The sequence below is a fragment of the Streptomyces sp. NPDC031426 genome (assembly GCF_055581585.1).
Genome location: NZ_JBVIJE010000014.1, coordinates 25,397 through 45,573, shown reverse-complemented (window position 1 = coordinate 45,573; position 20,177 = coordinate 25,397). Strand labels below are relative to the sequence as shown.

The 20,177-nt window shown below is 70.7% G+C and carries 20 protein-coding genes and 1 riboswitch; of the genes, 9 read left to right on the top strand and 11 right to left on the bottom strand.

What is annotated here, in order from left to right; all coding sequences use genetic code 11:
• Window positions 1-98: 98 nt before the first annotated feature.
• Window positions 99-416, top strand: a complete 318-nt coding sequence (locus ACZ5NH_RS27260; RefSeq protein ID WP_468778828.1) for a PTS glucose/sucrose transporter subunit IIB — start codon at window positions 99-101, stop codon at window positions 414-416.
• Window positions 417-478: 62 nt separating this feature from the next.
• On the opposite strand, the gene ACZ5NH_RS27255 is transcribed toward ACZ5NH_RS27260, so the two are convergent.
• The gene (locus tag ACZ5NH_RS27255) at window positions 479-1,132 is read right to left on the bottom strand and encodes a class I SAM-dependent methyltransferase (RefSeq protein WP_468778826.1); all 654 of its coding nucleotides are present in this window, start codon (window positions 1,130-1,132) and stop codon (window positions 479-481) included.
• Window positions 1,133-1,223: 91 nt separating this feature from the next.
• Here ACZ5NH_RS27255 and ACZ5NH_RS27250 point away from each other — a divergent pair, with 91 nt between their 5' ends.
• Window positions 1,224-1,793, top strand: a complete 570-nt coding sequence (locus ACZ5NH_RS27250; protein WP_388630649.1) for a hypothetical protein — start codon at window positions 1,224-1,226, stop codon at window positions 1,791-1,793.
• 12 nt (window positions 1,794-1,805) lie between these two features.
• Here the strand turns inward: ACZ5NH_RS27250 and ACZ5NH_RS27245 are convergent, their stop codons facing one another.
• The 5 genes from ACZ5NH_RS27245 to thrC all read right to left on the bottom strand — a co-directional run bounded on the left by ACZ5NH_RS27245 (window position 1,806) and on the right by thrC (window position 7,482).
• Window positions 1,806-2,930 (bottom strand): NADH:flavin oxidoreductase, encoded by a 1,125-nt coding sequence (locus ACZ5NH_RS27245; RefSeq protein WP_468778824.1) that lies wholly within the window; start codon window positions 2,928-2,930, stop codon window positions 1,806-1,808.
• Between the two features lie 350 nt (window positions 2,931-3,280).
• Entirely contained in the window at window positions 3,281-4,903 is a 1,623-nt protein-coding gene (gene groL / locus ACZ5NH_RS27240; protein ID WP_031170937.1) for a chaperonin GroEL, read from the bottom strand.
• A gap of 384 nt (window positions 4,904-5,287) precedes the next feature.
• On the bottom strand, window positions 5,288-5,494 hold the full coding sequence (locus tag ACZ5NH_RS27235; protein ID WP_019057200.1) for a cold-shock protein: 207 nt from the start codon (window positions 5,492-5,494) through the stop codon (window positions 5,288-5,290).
• Between the two features lie 432 nt (window positions 5,495-5,926).
• Complete coding sequence (locus tag ACZ5NH_RS27230; protein WP_004000249.1) at window positions 5,927-6,202, bottom strand: MoaD/ThiS family protein; 276 nt, start codon at window positions 6,200-6,202, stop codon at window positions 5,927-5,929.
• Window positions 6,199-7,482 (bottom strand): threonine synthase, encoded by a 1,284-nt coding sequence (thrC, locus tag ACZ5NH_RS27225; RefSeq protein ID WP_468778821.1) that lies wholly within the window; start codon window positions 7,480-7,482, stop codon window positions 6,199-6,201. Before thrC ends, ACZ5NH_RS27230 begins: the two co-directional genes overlap by 4 nt.
• 17 nt (window positions 7,483-7,499) lie before the next feature.
• Window positions 7,500-7,640, bottom strand: a riboswitch (SAM riboswitch).
• A gap of 132 nt (window positions 7,641-7,772) precedes the next feature.
• Between thrC and ACZ5NH_RS27220 the strand changes: the two genes are divergently transcribed.
• Both ACZ5NH_RS27220 and ACZ5NH_RS27215 read left to right on the top strand, forming a co-directional pair.
• Complete coding sequence (locus ACZ5NH_RS27220) at window positions 7,773-8,717, top strand: glucosyl-3-phosphoglycerate synthase (protein ID WP_468778820.1); 945 nt, start codon at window positions 7,773-7,775, stop codon at window positions 8,715-8,717.
• 72 nt (window positions 8,718-8,789) lie between these two features.
• Window positions 8,790-10,229: an alpha,alpha-trehalose-phosphate synthase (UDP-forming) gene (locus ACZ5NH_RS27215; RefSeq protein WP_468778818.1), complete on the top strand. Its 1,440-nt coding sequence runs from the start codon at window positions 8,790-8,792 to the stop codon at window positions 10,227-10,229.
• Here the strand turns inward: ACZ5NH_RS27215 and otsB are convergent.
• From otsB to ACZ5NH_RS27200, 3 genes are all read right to left on the bottom strand, one after another.
• Window positions 10,217-11,050: a trehalose-phosphatase gene (gene otsB / locus ACZ5NH_RS27210; protein WP_450983068.1), complete on the bottom strand. Its 834-nt coding sequence runs from the start codon at window positions 11,048-11,050 to the stop codon at window positions 10,217-10,219. The genes ACZ5NH_RS27215 and otsB overlap by 13 nt on opposite strands.
• Window positions 11,051-11,129: 79 nt before the next feature.
• Complete coding sequence (locus tag ACZ5NH_RS27205; protein WP_450983069.1) at window positions 11,130-11,354, bottom strand: DUF3263 domain-containing protein; 225 nt, start codon at window positions 11,352-11,354, stop codon at window positions 11,130-11,132.
• A gap of 35 nt (window positions 11,355-11,389) precedes the next feature.
• Complete coding sequence (locus tag ACZ5NH_RS27200) at window positions 11,390-12,742, bottom strand: ABC transporter substrate-binding protein (protein WP_468778815.1); 1,353 nt, start codon at window positions 12,740-12,742, stop codon at window positions 11,390-11,392.
• 64 nt (window positions 12,743-12,806) lie between these two features.
• Here ACZ5NH_RS27200 and ACZ5NH_RS27195 point away from each other — a divergent pair, with 64 nt between their 5' ends.
• The 4 genes from ACZ5NH_RS27195 to ACZ5NH_RS27180 all read left to right on the top strand — a co-directional run bounded on the left by ACZ5NH_RS27195 (window position 12,807) and on the right by ACZ5NH_RS27180 (window position 16,425).
• Window positions 12,807-13,757, top strand: coding sequence for an ROK family protein (locus ACZ5NH_RS27195; RefSeq protein ID WP_388631000.1), 951 nt, complete (start codon window positions 12,807-12,809; stop codon window positions 13,755-13,757).
• Window positions 13,757-14,902, top strand: a complete 1,146-nt coding sequence (gene nagA / locus ACZ5NH_RS27190) for an N-acetylglucosamine-6-phosphate deacetylase (protein WP_468778813.1) — start codon at window positions 13,757-13,759, stop codon at window positions 14,900-14,902. Before ACZ5NH_RS27195 ends, nagA begins: the two co-directional genes overlap by 1 nt.
• A gap of 121 nt (window positions 14,903-15,023) precedes the next feature.
• On the top strand, window positions 15,024-15,941 hold the full coding sequence (locus tag ACZ5NH_RS27185; protein ID WP_388630675.1) for a 1-phosphofructokinase family hexose kinase: 918 nt from the start codon (window positions 15,024-15,026) through the stop codon (window positions 15,939-15,941).
• 136 nt (window positions 15,942-16,077) lie between these two features.
• Window positions 16,078-16,425 carry a peptidase inhibitor family I36 protein gene (locus ACZ5NH_RS27180; protein WP_388630678.1) on the top strand — a complete coding sequence of 116 codons (348 nt, stop codon included), beginning with the start codon at window positions 16,078-16,080 and terminating at the stop codon, window positions 16,423-16,425.
• 99 nt (window positions 16,426-16,524) lie between these two features.
• Here the strand turns inward: ACZ5NH_RS27180 and ACZ5NH_RS27175 are convergent, their stop codons facing one another.
• Together ACZ5NH_RS27175 and cdgB are read right to left on the bottom strand one after the other, a co-directional pair.
• Window positions 16,525-17,436, bottom strand: coding sequence for a CBM35 domain-containing protein (locus tag ACZ5NH_RS27175; protein WP_468778812.1), 912 nt, complete (start codon window positions 17,434-17,436; stop codon window positions 16,525-16,527).
• A 116-nt stretch (window positions 17,437-17,552) separates the two neighbouring features.
• Window positions 17,553-19,208 carry a diguanylate cyclase CdgB gene (gene cdgB, locus ACZ5NH_RS27170; protein ID WP_388630684.1) on the bottom strand — a complete coding sequence of 552 codons (1,656 nt, stop codon included), beginning with the start codon at window positions 19,206-19,208 and terminating at the stop codon, window positions 17,553-17,555.
• Window positions 19,209-19,545: 337 nt separating this feature from the next.
• On the opposite strand from cdgB, the gene ACZ5NH_RS27165 reads away from it, so the two are divergent.
• Window positions 19,546-20,118 (top strand): flavin reductase family protein, encoded by a 573-nt coding sequence (locus ACZ5NH_RS27165; RefSeq protein ID WP_468778810.1) that lies wholly within the window; start codon window positions 19,546-19,548, stop codon window positions 20,116-20,118.
• The last annotated feature ends 59 nt before the right edge of the window (window positions 20,119-20,177 follow it).

Below are 20,177 nucleotides of genomic sequence, written 5' to 3'. Positions count from 1 at the left end.
GCCGTGGCCCACTGCATGACCCGCCTCCGGCTGACCCTCGCCGACCCGGCGGCGGCGGACGAGGAGGGATTGCGGGCCCTGCCCGGCGTGCTCGGGGCGTGCGCAACGACCCCGCCTCCACCGCGACCGCCCTCCTCACCCGGGTCGGCGGCCCGGCCGACATCACCGCCGTGGCCCACTGCATGACCCGCCTCCGGCTGACCCTCGCCGACCCGGCGGCGGCGGACGAGGAGGGATTGCGGGCCCTGCCCGGCGTGCTCGGGCCGGTGTCCGACGGCCCGACCTGCCAGATCGTGATCGGCCCCGGGGTGGTCGACGAGATCACGGCAGAGGTGGAGGCGCGGGTCACGGCCGGACGACAGGCCGTAGACGGCCCCAAGCCGAGGAAGACGAAGCTCCTGGCCACGGATGCCTGATCCGTCAGGGCCGCTGAGGTACGGCAGTCAGGGCGACCGTCAGGGCCGCTGAGGTACGGCAGTCAGGGCGACCGCCAGACCAGCGTGTAACGCCAGAAGAGCCGCCGCCGGAACCGGGCCCCGGGAAGCAGCCGGCGGGCCTCCCGCTCGACCTCGTCGTAGGTCATCCCGGGCTCCCGGGTGGGCGCGGTCATGGACACGGGCCGGTGGGTGACCGCCCGCCCGCGGTTCTTCACCCATCCGGTCAGCGCGTTGAGCGGTACGGCGACCAGCCCGACGGCGTGATCGAGGGGCCTGGCGGCCTGCGCACAGCCGACGACGACAAGGGTTCCGCCCGGAGCCAGCCCTTCCTTGAGCCGGTCGAGGGTCTCGGCGAAGGGCAGGTGATGGAGCGCGGCCACACAGGTGATGACGTCGAAGGGGCCGGGCGGAAGACCGTGCGGGGCGGAGGCGAGGGTGTAGGTGACGGGAGCGTCGGGGGCCGTGAGCTGCCGCGCCTTCCCGAGGATCTCCGGCTCGGCATCCACCCCGACGACCGACTCCGCCCGCCGAGCCAGCAGCCGAACGAGGTCCCCGCTCCCGCACCCCACGTCCAGGGCGGTGCGGAACCGCCTGGGCAACTGCCGTAGCAGCCAGGGGTGATGGTGGGCGTTGTGGTCCCAGGGATGGGCGGCGTTGAAACGCTGGAGGGCGTCAACCAGCCGGTTCGGCAACATGATCACACCCTAGGACGTGGGTCACCTTCCACACGCACCTCGCGGAAGCGCGGCACCGGCCCAAGCAGCCGCTCTCGTACCCTTGGCTGACATGAACCACGTCCAGCTCGCCGCCCTGGGAAGGGCCCTGCGGCTTCTCGGGGAGCACGGGGAGGCGCTGACCGCCGACACCCCGGACGCCCGGCTGCACGAGATCAAGGCCGACCTGCGCCGGGCGCTCGATCTGGTGGAGGAGAGCGTCGGGGGCGGCGCGCCCAGCACCCGCTGCCCCGAGCATCCGCAGGGCCCCGTCGACGAGAGCGCGCCCGATCTGTGTCTGCTCTGTGAGACCCGGCGCCGGGCCGCCCGGCGGTCGGAGTTCCAGGGTGGGCGGACCGGACCCGCGCCCACCGCCACCGCACCCTCCCGCTACGGGGTCCGGGCCGACCGGCCTCAGCCGCAGCAACGCTGGTTGCCGGAGGCGTGGAACGGGCACGAGTGGCAGTTGTGCGGGACACCGAGGCGGGACCGGCACGAGGCCGAGGCGTACCTCGCCGCTCAGCGGCGCGGATCGCGGCCCGCCATGGCCTACCGGCTCGTGCACGAGTTCACCGACTACGAGGTGCTGCGGGTGTGGGGCACCCCCGTGCACGTCGACATCGAGCCCATGGGCAACCTGTAGGCCTCAGGCGTCTCAGCTGAGCGTCTTCAGCGACGCCGCGTCGTACGGCTTCAGCTCGTCGAGGCGGTCGGAGAGCACCTTGGCCGCCCACTCCGGGTCCTGGAGCAGCGCGCGGCCCACGGCGACCATGTCGAACTCGTCGGCCTCCATGCGGTCGAGGAGGTTGTCGATTCCCTTGACCTCGGAGCCCTGGCCCTGGAAGGCGCCCAGGAACTCGCCGTCGAGGCCCACCGAGCCGACGGTGATGACCTGCTTGCCGGTGAGCTTCTTCGTCCAGCCGGCCAGGTTCAGGTCCGAACCGTCGAACTCCGGCAGCCAGTAGCGGCGGGTGGAGGCGTGGAAGACGTCGACGCCGGCCGCGGCGAGCGGGGTGAGGATCGCCTCCAGCTCCTCGGGGGTCTCGGCGAGGCGGGCGGTGTAGTCCTGCTGCTTCCACTGCGAGTAGCGGAAGATGACCGGGAACTCGGGGGAGACCGCGGCGCGGACCGCGGCCACGATCTCCGCGGAGAACTTGGTGCGGGCCACCGCGTCGCCGCCGTAGGCGTCGGTACGGCGGTTGGTGCCCTCCCACAGGAACTGGTCGAGGAGGTAGCCGTGGGCGCCGTGGAGCTCCACGCCGTCGAAGCCGATGCGCTCGGCATCCGCGGCGGCCTCGGCGAACGCGGCGATGACGTCGTCCAGGTCCGCCTGCGTCATCGCCCTGCCGGCCGGCTCGGCGTCCGCCGCGACCAGGCCGGACGGGCCCATCGCGGGGGCGTCCGGGAAGGGGGCCTCGCCGTCCTTGCGGACCATGCCGATGTGCCACAGCTGCGGGACGATCGTGCCGCCCGCCGCGTGCACGTCCTCGGCGACCTTCGCCCAGCCCGCGAGCTGCTCCTCCCCGTGGAACCGGGGCACGCGCGCGCTGTTGCCGGCCGACTCATGGCCGACGTACGTGCCCTCGGTGACGATCAGGCCGACTCCGGCGGCGGCCCGGCGGGAGTAGTACGAGCGCACGTCCTCACCCGGGATGCCGCCCGGGGAGAACATGCGGGTCATCGGCGCCATCACGATCCGGTTGGGGACGGTGAGACCGTTGAGCGCGATCGGGCGGGACAGGACCTGGGCCGCGCGGGAGGCGGGCGTCGTGACGGTCACGTGGGGGCTCCTCGTGAGAGACGGGGTTAACCGAGCGGTATGTGAGCACGCATTGTTGCAGCTCCTTAAGTAATCGCCTATGCGCTGCCCCACATTCCGCCCCTGCCGAAGCCTTTACGTGACACCGCTCACACTGCCCCGGTTCAGCCGCCGCCTGGCCTACTCCGAAGGGCCTGGCCCCCGGACGGCTGGAAGACGATCCGGCGACCGTTGCCCAGCTGTCGGCATCACCCTCGACACCGAGAAGCTGAAGGACTACGCCGACTGACCTCAGCAAACGCCCGAGGGCGGCACCCCCAGCCGGAAGCTGGGGATGCCGCCCTCGCAAAGGACAGGTGATCCGGGAAGGATCAGAAGTCCATGTCACCGCCCGGCATGCCGCCGCCGGCCGGCGCGGCGGCCTTCTCCGGCTTGTCGGCGATGACGGCCTCGGTGGTGAGGAACAGCGCGGCGATGGAGGCGGCGTTCTGCAGAGCAGAGCGGGTCACCTTCGCCGGGTCGATGATGCCCTCGGCGACCAGGTCGACGTACTCGCCGGTCGCGGCGTTCAGGCCGTGGCCCGGGGTCAGGTTGCGCACCTTCTCCACCACGACACCGCCCTCGAGGCCGGCGTTGACGGCGATCTGCTTCAGCGGGGCCTCCAGGGCGATGCGCACGGCGTTGGCGCCGGTCGCCTCGTCACCCTCGAGCTCCAGCTTCTCGAAGACCTGGGAGGCCTGCAGCAGGGCCACGCCGCCACCGGCGACGATGCCCTCCTCGACGGCCGCCTTCGCGTTGCGGACGGCGTCCTCGATGCGGTGCTTGCGCTCCTTGAGCTCCACCTCGGTGGCGGCACCGGCCTTGATGACCGCGACGCCGCCCGCGAGCTTGGCCAGGCGCTCCTGGAGCTTCTCGCGGTCGTAGTCCGAGTCGCTGTTCTCGATCTCGGCGCGGATCTGGTTGACGCGGCCGTTGACCTGCTCCGAGGAGCCGGCGCCGTCGACGATGGTGGTCTCGTCCTTGGTGATGACGACCTTGCGGGCGCGGCCCAGGAGGTCCAGGGTCGCGTTCTCCAGCTTGAGGCCGACCTCCTCGGAGATGACCTCGCCGCCCGTGAGGATGGCGATGTCGCCGAGCATGGCCTTGCGGCGGTCACCGAAGCCCGGGGCCTTGACGGCGACGGACTTGAAGGTGCCGCGGATCTTGTTGACGACCAGGGTCGACAGGGCCTCGCCCTCGACGTCCTCGGCGATGATCAGCAGCGGCTTGCCCGACTGCATGACCTTCTCCAGGAGCGGGAGCAGGTCCTTGACGGAGCCGATCTTGGAGTTGGCGATGAGGATGTACGGGTCCTCGAGCGACGCCTCCATGCGCTCCATGTCGGTCGCGAAGTAGGCGGAGATGTAGCCCTTGTCGAAGCGCATGCCCTCGGTGAGCTCAAGCTCCAGACCGAAGGTGTTGCTCTCCTCGACGGTGATGACGCCTTCCTTGCCGACCTTGTCCATGGCCTCGGCGATCAGCTCGCCGATCTGGGTGTCGGCGGCGGAGATGGACGCGGTGGAGGCGATCTGCTCCTTGGTCTCGACGTCCTTCGCCTGCTCCAGCAGGGCGGCGGAGACGGCCTCGACGGCCTTCTCGATACCGCGCTTCAGCGCCATCGGGTTGGCACCGGCGGCGACGTTGCGCAGGCCCTCCTTGACCAGGGCCTGGGCGAGCACGGTCGCGGTGGTCGTACCGTCACCGGCGACGTCGTCCGTCTTCTTGGCGACTTCCTTGACCAGCTCGGCGCCGATCTTCTCGTACGGGTCCTCGAGCTCGATCTCCTTGGCGATGGAGACGCCATCGTTGGTGATCGTGGGGGCGCCCCACTTCTTCTCGAGGACGACGTTGCGGCCCTTGGGGCCGAGCGTCACCTTGACGGCGTCCGCGAGCTGGTTCATGCCGCGCTCGAGGCCGCGCCGCGCCTCCTCGTCGAACGCGATGATCTTGGCCATGTGAAGTGGTCCCTCCAGGACTGGGGGTGATTCCTTCGGACCGCGCCCGCGCCCGCGACGGACGGCTCGCCGGCCGCGTGGTTCCTTGCCCCACTTGGCCTGCGGGCCTCACCGACCCGGTCCTTCACTGTCACTCTCACCTTCAGAGTGCTAACGCCAATGATTAGCACTCGGCATGCACGAGTGCAAGGCGCACCCGCGAAGCGGGTTCGTTGAGGGGTGGTGGTCGGGCGACGGGTGGGCGCAAGCGCCCTACGGGGTACGGCACCCCCGTCAGCCGCCCGCGAACACCGGACCCCGGGCATGACGCAGGGCCCACACCCCGAGCGAGGTGCGGGCCCTGCGAAGATGAACGAAGAACGTCGCTGACAGTCGACGCGTGCTTCAGCTGGTCGCCAGCCGGACCATGTCCGCCTGCGGGCCCTTCTGGCCCTGCGAGATCTCGAAGTCGACCCGCTGCCCCTCTTCCAGGGTGCGGTAACCGTCCATCTGAATCGCGCTGTAGTGGACGAAAACATCCGCACCACCGTCGACCGCGATGAAGCCGTACCCCTTCTCCGCGTTGAACCACTTGACGGTGCCCTGAGCCATGCCTAACTCCCCTATTACTGGCCCTTGCACAGATCCACACTTCGCGGACCCGGGTCAGACCTCACCCCCCATCGGTCGGGGGCGTGCGCCGGAACGCGTCGACCGCGGCTGAATGTATCTGTCCAACTGCCGTCTGCAACAGGTCAATCGGACGAGAATTCTGGACGGGAACGGTCCGGAATGTGGTGTGAATTCACCCGACTTCAGGGCAAGTCGGGCCCTACAGACCGCCACAAAAGCCGCATAAAGCCCGCACACTTTGGCTACTTCTTGTCGGGCGTCCGGCATGAATACAGGGCTCCCGACCGGTCATGTCGAGAGCGCGTTCCCCAACTCTACCGCGCTCAATCACGCAGAATTGCCCCCTCCGCTTCTCTCACGGAGGGGGCAATTCGATGAACAATGCGTAACTGAAGTTACCCAAGGTAACGATCAGCCACCGGCGACGGCCGGAATGATGGAGACGCCGGCGCCGTCCGGGGTCGCGGTCTCCAGGCCCTGCTCGAAGCGCACGTCGTCGTCGTTGACGTAGACGTTCACGAACCGGCGCAGCTTGCCCTGGTCGTCCAGCACGCGCGCGGCGATGCCGGTGTGGTTCTTCTCCAGGTCGGCGATGACCTCGGCGAGGGTGGCGCCCTCGGCGGCCACTTCGGCCTGCCCGCCCGTGTAGGTGCGCAGGATGGTGGGGATGCGAACGGTCACGCTCATGCGAGGCCAGCCTCTCGGAAGGAGTCCAGGGTCGGTCGGATGGTGGCGGTGAGGCCGGTACCGGCCACCGCGTCAAGGGTCTTCAGGCCGTCGCCGGTGTTGAGGACCACCGTGGTCTTCGTCGGGTCCAGGACGCCGTCCTTGAGCAGCTTGCGGGTGACGCCGACGGTCACACCGCCCGCCGTCTCCGCGAAGATGCCCTCCGTGCGGGCCAGCAGCTTGATGGCGTCGACGACTTCCGCGTCCGTCACGTCCTCCACCGCACCGCCGGTGCGGCGCGCGATGTCCAGGACGTACGGCCCGTCGGCCGGGTTGCCGATGGCGAGGGACTTGGCGATGGTATTCGGCTTCTGGGGCCGTACGACGTCGTGGCCGGCCTTGAAGGCGGTCGACACCGGCGAGCAGCCCTCGGCCTGCGCACCGAAGATCTTGTACGGCTTGTCCTCGACCAGACCCAGCTTGATCAGCTCCTGCAGACCCTTGTCGATCTTCGTGAGCTGGGAGCCGGAGGCGATCGGGACCACGATCTGGTCGGGCAGCCGCCAGCCGAGCTGCTCGCAGATCTCGTACGCGAGGGTCTTGGATCCCTCCGCGTAGTACGGCCGCAGGTTGACGTTGACGAAGCCCCAGCCCTCGCCCGCCGGGTCGCCGATCAGCTCGGAGCAGAAGCGGTTCACGTCGTCGTAGTTGCCCTCGATGCCGACCAGCTCGCCGCCGTAGACCGCGGCCATGACAACCTTGCCCTGCTCCAGGTCGTGCGGGATGAACACACAGGAGCGGAAGCCGGCCCGGGCGGCGGCGGCGCCGACGGCACCGGCGAGGTTGCCGGTGGAGGAGCAGGACAGGGTGGTGAAGCCGAAGGCGCGCGCGGCCTCCAGGGCCTGGGCCACCACGCGGTCCTTGAAGGAGTGGGTCGGGTTGCCGGAGTCGTCCTTGACGAACAGGCCGCCGGTGACGCCGAGTTCGGCCGCGAGGTTGTCGGCCTTGACCAGCTTGGTCCAGCCCGGGTTCAGGTTCGGCTTGTCGGCGACGTCGGCCGGGACCGGCAGCAGCGGCGCGTACCGCCAGATGTTCGCGGGGCCGGACTCGATACGGCGGCGCAGCTCTTCGGTCTCGTAGGCGGAGAAGTCGTAGGCGATCTCCAGCGGGCCGAAACACTCCTCGCAGGCGAACACCGGGCCGAGCGAGACGCGGTGGCCGCACTCGCGACAGCTCAGGGCCGCGGCGGGGCCGAGGTCGACGGCGGAATCGGTCGAGCTTGCAACTGTCTGCACAGCCATGGAGGCGAGGCCCTTTCTCCTCATCTTCCTCACGACGCACCTCGCCGTGAGACGGATTTGGCACCTTCCCTGGCCGGGAGCCTCGCGTGAACGAGTGCGGCTCAGGGGGGTTGCCGGGGCTTCATCGGGCCGTGTCCCTCTGCCCCTCTGGATGAGCGGTATGCGGTTGTGAGCGCCTGGCTGACCCCCGACATGCGATGGTCATCAGCGTTGTTCAAGACTGTAACCGAAGGCCAAGACAGTTGAGAGAGTCGTCCGAACCGCGAGACAACAGTGAGGAGCCGCCGACCGTGCTGGAAGAAGTCGAGCGCTGGCTGAGCACCCGCTCCTGGTCCGTGACCGATCGCCCACTGCACAAGATCTTGGCCGCCAAGCAGCGTACGGGCCAGTCGGTGTCCGTCGTGCTGCCCGCACTCAACGAGGAGGAGACGGTCGGCGACATCGTCGCGATCATCCGCCACGACCTCGTGGAGCGGGTCCCGCTCGTCGACGAGATCGTGGTGGTCGACTCCGGCTCCACCGACCGCACCGCCGAGGTCGCCGCCGCCGCGGGCGCCCGGGTCGTTCACCGGGACGAGATCCTGCCCCGCATCCCCGCCGTCCCCGGAAAGGGCGAGGTGCTGTGGCGCTCGCTGCTGGTGACCAGCGGGGACATCGTCTGCTTCGTCGACGCGGACCTGAAGGAGTTCTCCCCCGACTTCGTCACCGGGATCGTCGGCCCGCTGCTCACCGAGCCGGACGTGGACCTGGTCAAGGCGATGTACGACCGTCCGCTCGCCGGGACGGCCGGCCAGGGCGGCCGGGTCACCGAGCTGATGGCCCGCCCGCTGCTGAACATGCACTGGCCGCAGCTGGCCGGATTCGTGCAGCCGCTGGGCGGCGAGTACGCGGCCCGGCGCTCGCTGCTGGAACAGCTGCCGTTCCCGGTCGGGTACGGCGTGGAGCTGGGCATGCTGGTGGACGCCCTGCACCTGGTGGGTCTCGACGCCCTGGCGCAGGTGGACGTGGGCGTGCGCAAGCACCGCCACCAGGACGGGCAGGCGCTGGGCCGGATGGCCGCGGCGATCTACCGCACGGCCCAGCTGAGGCTGGCCCGGGGCCATCTGATCCGCCCCTCCCTCACCCAGTTCGAGCGGGGCGAGGACGGCTTCGAGCCGCGCACCTACTCGGTGGACACCGAGGAACGGCCGCCGATGGCGGAGATCGCCGAGTACGCCGAGCGCCGCGTGGCCTGAGTTCGTATACGGCCGCGACACCCGGCGTGGCCGTACGTTTGAGCGTTTCCGGGCCGGGCTAGGTTGAGGACCATGGCTTCCACGCAGGGTGCTGCCGAGAAGGCTCAGGTGCTGGTCGCGTCCAACCGCGGCCCGGTTTCGTACACGGTGGGCGAGAACGGCTCGCTGTCCGCCAAGCGGGGCGGCGGCGGGCTGGTCTCGGGGCTGTCGGCCATCGGACCGGACGCGGACTCGCTGTGGGTGTGCGCGGCGCTCGACGACGGGGACCGGGAGGCCGTACGGCGCGCGGGCGGCGGGCCGCTGCCGGACGAGGACACCGGCGGGCAGCGGGTGCGGATGCTGGACATCGACGCGAAGGTCCACTCGGACGCCTACAACGGCATCGCCAACTCGGTGCTGTGGTTCGTGCACCACATGCTGTACCAGACCCCGCTGGAGCCGGTCTTCGACACGGAGTTCCGGCGGCAGTGGGCGTCGTACGAGGCCTACAACCGGGCGTTCGCCGAGGCGCTGGCCGAGGAGGCGGCCGAGGGTGCGGCGGTGCTGGTGCAGGACTACCACCTGTGCCTGGTGCCGGGGATGCTCCGCGAGCTGCGCCCCGACCTGCGGATCGGCCATTTCTCGCACACCCCGTGGGCGCCACCGGAGTACTTCCGGCTGCTGCCCGACGACATCGCCGCCGAGCTGCTGCGCGGCATCCTGGGCGCGGACCGGGCGGCGTTCCTGACCAGGCGCTGGGCGGACGCCTTCACGGAGTGCTGTCACGCGGTCCTGGGACCCGGTACCCCGGCCCTGCGGGTCGGTGTGCACGGGCTCGGCGCGGACGCCGACTTCCTGCGCAAGCGGGCTCATGAGCCCGATGTGGACGAGCGGATGGCCGCGCTGCGCGCGGAGATCGGCGAAGGCCGCAGGACCGTCGTGCGCGTCGACCGCACCGAGCTGTCCAAGAACATCGTGCGCGGTCTGCTGGCGTACCGGCAGTTGCTGGAGGACCGTCCCGAGTGGCGGGAGCGGGTGGTGCATCTGGCGTTCGCGTATCCGTCGCGGCAGGACCTCGCCGTGTACCGGGACTACACCGCCGAGGTCCAGCGGGTGGCCGAGGAGATCAACTCGGCCTATGGCACCCCCGGTTGGACGCCGGTCGTGCTGCACGTCAAGGACGACTTCGCCCGTTCCCTGGCCGCGTACCGGCTCGCCGACGTGGCGCTGGTCAACCCCATCCGGGACGGCATGAACCTGGTCGCCAAGGAGGTGCCGGTCGTCTCCGACGAGGGCTGTGCGCTGGTGCTGTCGCGGGAGGCGGGGGCGTACGAGGAGCTGGGCGCCGACGCCCTCGTGGTGAACCCGTACGACATCGGGGGTACGGCCGACGCGTTGCACTCCGCGCTGAGCATGCCGGCGGACGAGCGGGCGGAGCGGTCGAAGCGGCTGGCCGCGGCCGCCACCGCGTTGCCGCCCGCTCAGTGGTTCCTGGATCAGCTGCGGGCGCTGGAGGAGCTTCAGTCCAGCTGAGCCGCGAGGGTCCGCAGCAGGTGTACGACGCCGGGCGGGCCGTCCACCACGACGTCCGCGCGTTCCGCCAGCTCCGTGACCTCCGTGCTGCCGCTGCAGACCAGGAGGCCGGGGACGCCGTCGGCGCGGAGTTCGTCGACGGCGGCGAAGGCGGGGAGGTCGCCGAGGTCGTCTCCGGCGTAGAGGACGGACTCGGCGCCGGTCCTGCGGACGTGGTCGGCGAGGGCCACGCCCTTGTCCATGCCCGGCGGGCGCAGTTCCAGGACCAGCCGGCCGGGTTCGACGATCAGGCCGTGGCGGGCGGCGAGGTCGGTGAGGGGGCCGCGCAGGGCCTCGAACGCGGCCTGCGGGTCGTCGGCGCGGCGGGTGTGCACCGCGACCGCCCGGCCCTTCTCCTCGATCCAGGTGCCGTGCCAGGCGCCGGCGCGGTCCAGCACGCCCGGCAGCTCGGCGCGGGCCGCCGCGACGCCGGGGTGCGGGGGCGGGGCGGTGACGGTGGCGGTGACCGCGTCCCAGCGTTCGGCGCCGTAGTGGCCGAGGACGGTCAGGTGCTCCAGGCCGGGGACGCCGGCGAAGCCGCCGTAGCGGACCGCGACGCCGGCGGGGCGGCCGGTGATCACGGCGACGGAGGCGACCTTCGGGGCAAGTGCGGCGAGGGCCGGTACGGCCTCGGGGTGGGCGCGGGCCTGCTCGGGGTCGGCGACGATGGGGGCCAGTGTGCCGTCGAAGTCCAGACCGACGATCGCGGCGGACGGCTTCGCCAGGAGCGCGGCGAGGCCGTCCCGGCCGGGCTGGGTCTGCGGGGTCGGCAGAGGGTCCATACAGCGACACTATCCAGGCTCGCCCGGCCTCACTCCTGGGGCCTTCCCGGTCGGCCGAACGAGCGCCCGCGCAGCCGGTTCAGCGTTCCGTGCGCCGGGTCTCCCGCACCCTCCGCAGGCGGTTCACCGTCACCGGGTCCGCCGCCAGGGCCCGCTCGTCGTCCAGGAGCGCGTTCAGGAGCTGGTAGTAGCGGACCGGGGACAGGCCCAGTTCCTCGCGTATCGCTCGCTCCTTCGCGCCGGGGCCGGGGAAGCCGCGGCGCTCCAGGGCGAGGATGGCTTGTTCGCGGGGGGGCAGTTCCATGGAGTCACCGTAGCGGTGGGCACTGACAGCCGCGCTCAGTTCCTGGCGCTGCTGTCCGCCGCCGTAGCCGTCGTCTGGAGGCGGGTCAGGACGCCGGCGGGGTCGCCGCCGGGGGCGACGGCCTGGCCGATGTTCTGCTTCACGGCCGCGCTGACCGTCGCCCAGGAGGTCTTGCCGGCGGGGTACAGCTCAGAGGTCGGCAGCTGGTCGAGGAAGGGGTGCAGGGGGCTGTCGGTCGGGGCGTCCGACGCGCTCATGGTGTTGGAGGCGGAGCCGGTGACCGGCAGCAGGCCGTACTCGCGGGAGAACGCCAGGACGTTCTTCTCGCTGTAGACGAAGTTGAGGAAGTCGCCGATCCGGTCGCGGTGACCGTTCTGCTTGAAGGCCATCATCCAGTCGGTGACGCCCATGGACGCCCTGGATGTGCCGGTGCGCCCCGGCATCGGCACCATGCCGAACTGCACGCCCTTCTTCTCGGCCTGCTGGATCAGTGTGGGGTGCCCGTTGAGCATGCCGACCTGGCCGTCGGCGAAGGCGGCGAAGGCGTCCGCGCGATTGAGCCTGCCGGGCGCCACCGGCCCGGTCAGGCCCTTGTCGACCAGCTCGTCCTTGAGCCAGGTGAAGGTCTGGACGTTCGGCGCGGAGTCGATGGTGTAGGTGCCGATGTCGTCGGTGTAGCCGTTGCCGCCGTTGGTGCCGCTGCTGCCGCTGCTGCCGCTGAGCAGCCACTGCATGGTCTCGGCCTGGGCCTCCTCGGGGCCGAGCGGCAGCGCGAAGGGGTACTTCACGCCCTCGTCCTTGAGCGCCCTGGCGTCGGCGGCCAGCTCGTCCCAGGTGGTGGGCGGGGTGATGCCGGCCTTGGCGAACAGGGTCTTGTTGTAGAAGAGCACGCGCGTGGAGGCGGCGAAGGGTATGCCGTACTGCGTGTGGTTCCACTGGCCGGCCTCGGAGAGCTGGGCGAGGAGGTCGGCCTGGGTGGGGATGGAGAGCAGGTCGGAGGCCGGGTAGAGCTTGCCGGCTGCCGCGTAGTCGGCGTAGGCGCCGATCTGGGCCAGGTCCGGGGCGTGGCCGGCGGCGACCATGTCCTTGACCTTGGCGTCGACGTCGTTCCAGGAGTACACGCTGACGTCGATCTTCACACCGGGGTGCTTGGACTCGTACTCCTTGGCCAGGGCGTCCCAGTACTTCTTCGAGCTGTTGGCGGGGGAGTCGCCGTAGTCGGCGGCGACGAGTCTCAGGGTCACTTCGGAGGAGCCCGTGCTCCCGCAGCCGCCGAGGACCGCCGTCATGCCCAGTGCGGACACCACCGCGATCGTTCCTGCCGTACGCCGACGCAGCACCCTCAAAACCCCAACCCTGCTGTCTGACCGTTCAATATATGGACACATAAGGTCTACACCACGTGAGTGGACTAGACCTCTCGCGGGGTGGGGGGCCACACTAGGGCCCGTGGTGAGACATGTCATCGCCCTGGACGTGGGCGGTACCGGGATGAAGGCCGCCCTCGTCGGCGACGGCGGCGTACTGCTCCACCGCGCCCGCCGCGCCACCGGACGCGAGCGCGGACCGGACGCGGTGGTCGGGACGATCCTCGACTTCGCCGCCGAGCTGCGCGCGTACGGCGTCGAGCACTACGGCGTGGCCGCCGCCGCTGCCGGCATCGCGGTCCCCGGCATCGTCGACGAGGAGCGGGGCATCGCCTCCTACGCCGCCAACCTCGGCTGGCGGGACGTACCGCTGCGCGCCCTGCTCACCGAGCGGCTCGGCATCCCCGTCGCCCTCGGCCACGACGTGCGCACCGGCGGTCTCGCCGAGGGCCGGATCGGCGCGGGCAGGGGCGCCGACCGGTTCCTGTTCGTGCCGCTCGGCACCGGGATCGCGGGCGCCATCGGCATCGACGGCCGGGTGGAGGCGGGCGCGCACGGCTTCGCGGGCGAGATCGGCCATGTGGTCGTACGGCCCGGCGGGATCGCGTGCCCCTGCGGGCAGCACGGCTGCCTGGAGCGATACGCCTCCGCGTCCGCCGTCAGCGAGGCCTGGGCTGCGGCCTGCGGGGACCCGGACGCGGACGCCGCCGACTGTGCCAAGGCCGTCGCGTCCGGCGACCCGAACGCCGTCCGGGTCTGGCAGCAGGCGGTCGACGCGCTCGCCGACGGCCTGGTCACCGCGCTCACCCTGCTGGACCCGCGCACCCTGATCATCGGTGGCGGTCTCGCCGAGGCGGGGGAAGTGTTGTTCCCACCGCTGCGCGACGCCGTCCGGCGCCGGGTCACCTTCCAGAAGCTCCCGGCCATCGTCCCCGCCGCCCTCGGCGACACCGCCGGCTGCCTGGGCGCCGGCCTGCTGGCCCGCGACCTGCTGGCCACGACAACCACTTCTACGACTCCGGAGGTAAGCGCCTGATGGCTCCCAGCTTGGTTCTCACAGGTGCTCGGGTGGTGCTGCCCGGCGGAGTGGTGGACGACGGACGCGTTTGCGTCGAGGGCACGAAGATCGTGGCCGCGACGGCCGAGAGCGCCGAGACGCTCGACCTCACCGGCCACTGGCTGGTACCGGGCTTCGTCGACATCCACAACCACGGCGGCGGCGGAGCCTCCTTCTCCGGTACCCCGGACGACATCATGAAGGCCGTCCGCACCCACCGCCTGCACGGCACCACCACCCTCGTCGCCTCCACCGTCACCGACGAGACGGACCTGCTGGCGACGCAGGCCGGGCTGCTGAGCGAGCTGGCCGAGCAGGGGGAGATCGCGGGCATCCACTTCGAGGGGCCGTTCATCTCGCCGTGCCGCAAGGGCGCGCACTCCGAGGCGCTGCTGCGCGACCCGGACCCGGCCGAGGTCCGCAAGCTGATCGACGCCGCGCGCGGCAAGGCGAAGATGGTCACGCTCGCGACCGAGCTGCCGGGCGGCATCGACTCCGTACGGCTGCTCGCCGAGCACGGGGTCATCGCGGCGATCGGGCACACGGACGCCACGTACGAGCAGACGGTCGAGGCCATCGACGCGGGCGCCACGGTCGCCACCCACCTGTTCAACGCCATGCCCGCCCTCGGCCACCGCGCCCCCGGCCCCATCGCCGCCCTGCTGGAGGACGAGCGGGTCACGGTCGAGCTGATCAACGACGGCACGCATCTCCACCCGGCCGCGCTGGAGCTGGCCTTCCACCGCGCGGGCGCGGACCGGGTCGCGTTCATCACGGACGCGATGGACGCGGCCGGGATCGGCGACGGCCGTTACATGCTCGGCCCGCTGGAGGTCGAGGTCAGCGAGGGTGTGGCCCGGCTGGTGGAGGGCGGCTCGATCGCGGGCTCCACGCTGACCCTGGACCGTGCGTTCAAGCGGGCGGTGACCGTCGATCGGCTGTCGGTCGAGGACGCCGTACAGGCCCTGTCGGTCAACCCCGCCCGCCTCCTGGGTCTTTCCGACCGCATCGGCTCGCTGGAGCCGGGCAAGGACGCCGACCTGCTGGTGCTGGACGCGGACTTTGACCTCAAGGGCGTGATGCGGCGGGGCGAGTGGCTGGCGATCCCGCCCCAACTGGCCTGATGTGCCCGTCTTTTCCCTGGACGACGGCCGGCTCATGACTGGGCCGGCCGCCGTCTGTTTGGCATGATCGTGCCCCCGGAACCGATGACAGGCACAGGGACTTCGAGGGAGGTCGGCCCGGGTGATCCTCACGGTCACGCTGAACACCGCTCTCGACCTCACCTATCGCGTGCGGTCGCTACGGCCGCACGCCTCGCACCGGGTCTCGGAGGTCATCGAACGGCCCGGCGGCAAAGGCGTGAACGTGGCCCGGGTGCTGGCGGCGCTCGGGCACGAGGTGACGGTCACGGGGTTCGCGGGCGGCGGGACCGGCCGGGAGATACGCGACCGGCTCGCCGATGTACCCGGGGTGACGGACGCGCTGGTCCCGGTCGCGGGGGCGACCCGGCGCACGATCGCGGTCGTGGACGAACTCTCGGGTGACACGACCCAGTTGAACGAGCCGGGCCCGCTGATCGCCGCGGCGGAGTGGGGCGCGTTCCTGGACCGCTACGAGGAACTGCTGCCCGGCGCCTCGGCGGTGGCCCTGTGCGGCAGCCTGCCGCCGGGCGTGCCGGTGGGGGCGTACGCGAACCTGGTCCGCGCCGCCCGCTCCCACGGCGTTTTTGTGTTGCTGGACACCAGCGGCGAACCCCTGCGCCGCGGAGTGGCGGCCCGCCCGGACCTCATCAAGCCGAACGCCGACGAACTGGCCGAACTGACGGGCTCCCACGAACCGTTGCGCGCCACCCAGGATGCGCGGCGGCGCGGGGCGCACGCGGTGGTGGCCTCCCTCGGCCCGCAGGGCCTGCTGGCCGCGACCCCGGAGGGCCACTGGCGCGTGGCGCCACCCTCTCACGTCCCCGGCAACCCCACAGGCGCAGGAGACTCCGCCGTCGCGGGGCTGCTGTCAGGGCTGGTGGAGCAGCTGTCCTGGCCGGACCGCCTGACCCGCGCGGTCGCCCTGTCGACAGCCACCGTACGGTCCCCGACAGCGGGCGATTTCGACTGCGCGGCTTACGAGAAACTCCTGGCGCGAGTGTCGGTCGCGGCGGCGTGAAGGCTGCGCATCCCTTGCCGGATCTGCCCACCTGGCAGTTTGGCCGAAAGCGATTCCCTTTCGTGACAGCCGATTGATCCTGTGATCATCTGTTCGCTGCATCGACCGAAAGCGAACGATTCAGAATCGGGGACCTGTGAGCGTACTCAAGAAGAGCCTGACAACGATCGCCGTAGCCGGCGCATTGCTGGGCGGCGCCTTCGCCACACCGGCCGCGGCGGCCGATCCCAACACCTGTCCGAAGGGCAAGTTCTGCGGATGGTCGGGGCCGAACAGGACCGGGACCAGGACGGTCTACTCCGAAACGCCCGGCTGCATCCCTCTCGACCACATCGCCCGGTCCGTCTCGAACCAGACTTCTTACACTCTGGTTTTCTGGAAGGCCACCCTCGGCTGTGCCACCGGCACCAAGCTGGTCACCCTGAAGCCGGGCACCTACTCGGACAACCCCGGCAGCGCCAACTCGGTTGAGATTTACGGCTGAGGTGCGCCAAGAGCGCTCCACCTGAAGTTCACAATGCCCGACAGCCGCCGGAAATCAATACCTCCGGCGGCTGTCCCGCTTGACGGACCGCATCAGCCTCTACTTGGTGATGTAGAGCTGGTCCAGGACAGCGTTGCACTGGTTGCCCGCATTGCAGGCGAGCACGATCGTGTTGGTGCCCTCGTTCAGGTTGACGTTGGCCCACGTGGTCTTCCAGCCCTTCTCCCAGTCACCTGCGGGAGTGTTGCCGAAGTTCTTCATGTTCAGCGGCTGGGTGTTCGCCTCGCCGTTGACCAGCAGGGTCGCATTGGCGTCCGCGCCTGGGACGCCGTAGCGCACGTACAGTCGGTAGGTGCCGGCGTTCTGGATGCCGTTGACGGTCCAAGTGACCTTCGCCCCAACCTGGTTGAAGCCCGTCACATAGACGCCGCCGGCGGCCTTGGCACCCTTGAAGTCGGACGCCGTGGTGGCTCCGCCCTCCAGGCCAAGGGCCTTCGCGTCGCTCTTCGGCAGCTCACCGGCCGCCGCCGGTTTGCTGTTCGACGGGCTCGGGCTCTGGCTCTGGGACTGGGTCGGGGTGCCGCCCGCCTGGTTGTTGTGCTTGCCGTCGTCCGCGTTGCCGTTGAGCATCGTGATGCCGATGCCGATGACGACCGCTGCGACCACCGCGATCGCGCCGATCAACAGGCCCTTGGTGTTCGGGCCGCGGCGGCCGGGAGCCGGCGGTACCGGCTGTCGGCTGGTCGGGGCGCCGCCGGGCAGGGTCTCGGGGGCCTGGTAGTAGGCGTTCGACTGGCCGTGGGCACCCTGCTGCTGCGGCACTCCCTGGCCGTAGGCGGCCTGCGGCTGGCCGTACTGCCGCTCGCCGACCGCCCGCACCCTGCTGACCGAGTTCGGGTAGCCGTAACCGCCGGACGGCGGCTGGGCCCCTCTGGCCTGGCCGTCGGCGTACAGATAGCCGAACGGGTCGTCGTCCTCGGGCGTGCTCGGGCCGTTTTCGCCGGGCGTCATCCCTAGGTCTCCTCAGCGGGTGCGAGTGGATGCGGTACAGGTCTGAAGGGGGAGCCTACCCGCTCCGACTGTGCCAAACGGGTGACTCGAATCGCATCAAGTCCCTGACCTGCGGATCATCCGGCGCGCCGATGTTGTTTGGGACGAGATCGTTTCTCTACGTACATCCGTTCGTCGGCTGACTTCAACACTTCGTCCGCCGTCATGCCGCAGTGTGCCCATCCGATGCCGAAGCTCGCGCCCACCCGGACGGCCCGGCCCTCCGCCCGGATCGGCTGGATGATCTCGTTGCGCAGCCGTACGGCGAGGTCCTGGGCGTCGGCCCGGCCGAGGCCGTCGGCGAGGATCACGAACTCGTCGCCGCCGAGCCGGGCGACCGTGTCCCCGTCCCGGACCCCGCGCGACAGCCTGCGCGCCACCTCGATGAGGACCGCGTCGCCCGCATTGTGCCCGAAGCGGTCGTTGATCGACTTGAAGCCGTCGAGGTCGCAGAAGAGCACCGCGAGGCCCTTGGTGCCGTCGTCGCGGCCGTCCTCGGGGGCGACGGTGTGGACGTGGTGGTCGAAGGTGTCGTACGCGTCCGCGCCCGGCCGGAAGTCGAAGCCGTGGCCGACGGGGGCGTCGAAGGCGGGGTGCCCGTAGGCCGCGTCCAGGGATTCCAGCTCGTCGGCGTGGGCCGGGCGCCGGCACAGCCGGGCGGACAGGCGGGAGCGCAGCTCGGCGGAGTTCGGCAGGCCGGTGAGCGAGTCGTGGGAGGCGCGGTGGGCCAGCTGCAGCTCGCGGCGCTTGCGTTCCTCTATGTCCTCGACGTGGGTGAGGAGGAAGCGGGGGCCGTCGGCGGCGTCCGCGACGACGCTGTTGCGCAGGCTCACCCAGACGTACGTGCCGTCGCGGCGCCCCAGGCGGAGTTCCGCGCGGCCGCCCTCCGCCGAGGTCCGCAGCAGCGTGCCGATGTCCTCGGGGTGGACGAGGTCGGAGAAGGAGTAGCGGCGCATCGCGGAGGCCGGGCGGCCGAGGAGACGGCACAGGGCGTCGTTGGTGCGCAGGATGCGGCCGTGCTGGTCGCCGCCCATCTCGGCGATGGCCATGCCGGAGGGGGCGTACTCGAAGGCCTGCCTGAAGCTTTCCTCACTCGCCCGCAGCGCCTGCTGCTCGCGCTCCAGGCGGACCAGGGCGCGCTGCATGTTGGCGCGCAGCCGGGCGTTGCTGATCGCGATGGCGGCCTGGAAGGCGTACATCTGCAGGGCCTCGCGGCCCCAGGCGCCGGGGTGGCGGCCGTTGCGCGGCCGGTCGACCGAGATGACCCCGAGCAGCTCGCCGCAGGAGCCGCCCGGGACGCCCGGCGTGTACATGGGGGCGAAGAGGCGGTCGGAGGGGTGCCACTCGTCCTCGAAGCGCGGCGCGGGCCCGTCCGTGAACCACTGGGGGACGTCGTCGTCGTCCAGCACCCAGCCCTCGGTGTGCGGTATGAAGACCAGGTCGCCCCAGCGCTCGCCCATGGTCAGCCGGCGGTCCCAGGACTCGCGGGAACCGACCCGGCCGGTGATCAGGGCCTCGGCGGCGGAGTTCCCGGCGAACGCGGCGACGACGAGATCGCCGTCGGGGCGTACGAGGTTCACGCACGCCATCTCGTACCCGAGGGCCTGTACGGCGCCGTCGGCGACGGTCTGCAGTGTGTCCGCCAGGCTGCGTGCCGTGTTCATGTCGGCCATGACCTGGTGCAACTGCCGCAGGGACGCAAGACGGACATACGGCTCCGACTCGGTCTCCATGCTCGCCCTCCCCCCGAGACCTCGCAGCGAATCAAGGGTTGTCTTCGGCGCTTCTTAAGGGTGCCTCTTACGGTGCGTTTCAGCTTTCCCCGCCACTGAATCACAGCGCGCTGCCCACTCGGTACACAGGGTCAACAATTACTGGCTCTTGTGACTCAAGTCACAGGTGAACGTGAACAATTGAGTGGAGTTTCTGTGTTTTCCACGTGCGTTTACCGAACGCAAGCTTTTGGTAACGGTTCACATGATGCACACAGCGGTCGTCCGTTGGTCCTAGGACCCGGCTCGGGCGAAGGCCCGATGCTGCCCGTGCGGGGCGGAGACTAGCGTTCCGGGTGTGCTGAAGACTCCCTCATCCACCGCCCCCGCCGCTTCCGGGCATGCTGAGGGGGTGAGCAACGACGAGTTCCGGGCCGCGATGTCCCGGCTGGCCGCCGGAGTGGTCCTGGTGACCGCGCAGGAGCCGCCGCTGGACCCCGACGACCCGGGCGCGCCGGGCATGGAGGACGTCGGCATGACCGCCACCGCCTTCATGTCCGTCTCCCTCGACCCGCCGCTGGTCCTGGTCAGCCTGCGGACGGGCGCCCGCATGGACGACCTGCTCGACGAACAGCCCCTGTGGGCGGTGTCGGTCCTCACCGAGAGCCAGCGGCACATCGCGGGCCGCTTCGCCATGAAGGGCCGCATCAGCGACCGGCTGCTCTTCGAGGACATCCCCTACATCCGCGGCGAGGCCACCGGCGCCCCGCTGGTGGGCGGCGCGCTGGCCACGCTGGAGTGCCGCACCGAGCAGCGGGTGACGGCCGGCGACCACACCCTCGTCATCGGCCGCGTCCTGACCGCCCGCGTCCCGAGCACGGAGGGCGGCCCCCTGCTGTACTTCCGGGGCCGGTACCGGCAGTTGGGGTGACCTGGATATTCCGGAGACGTACATCCACCCCGCCGGCGCCCGCCCCCGCCCAATGCCCG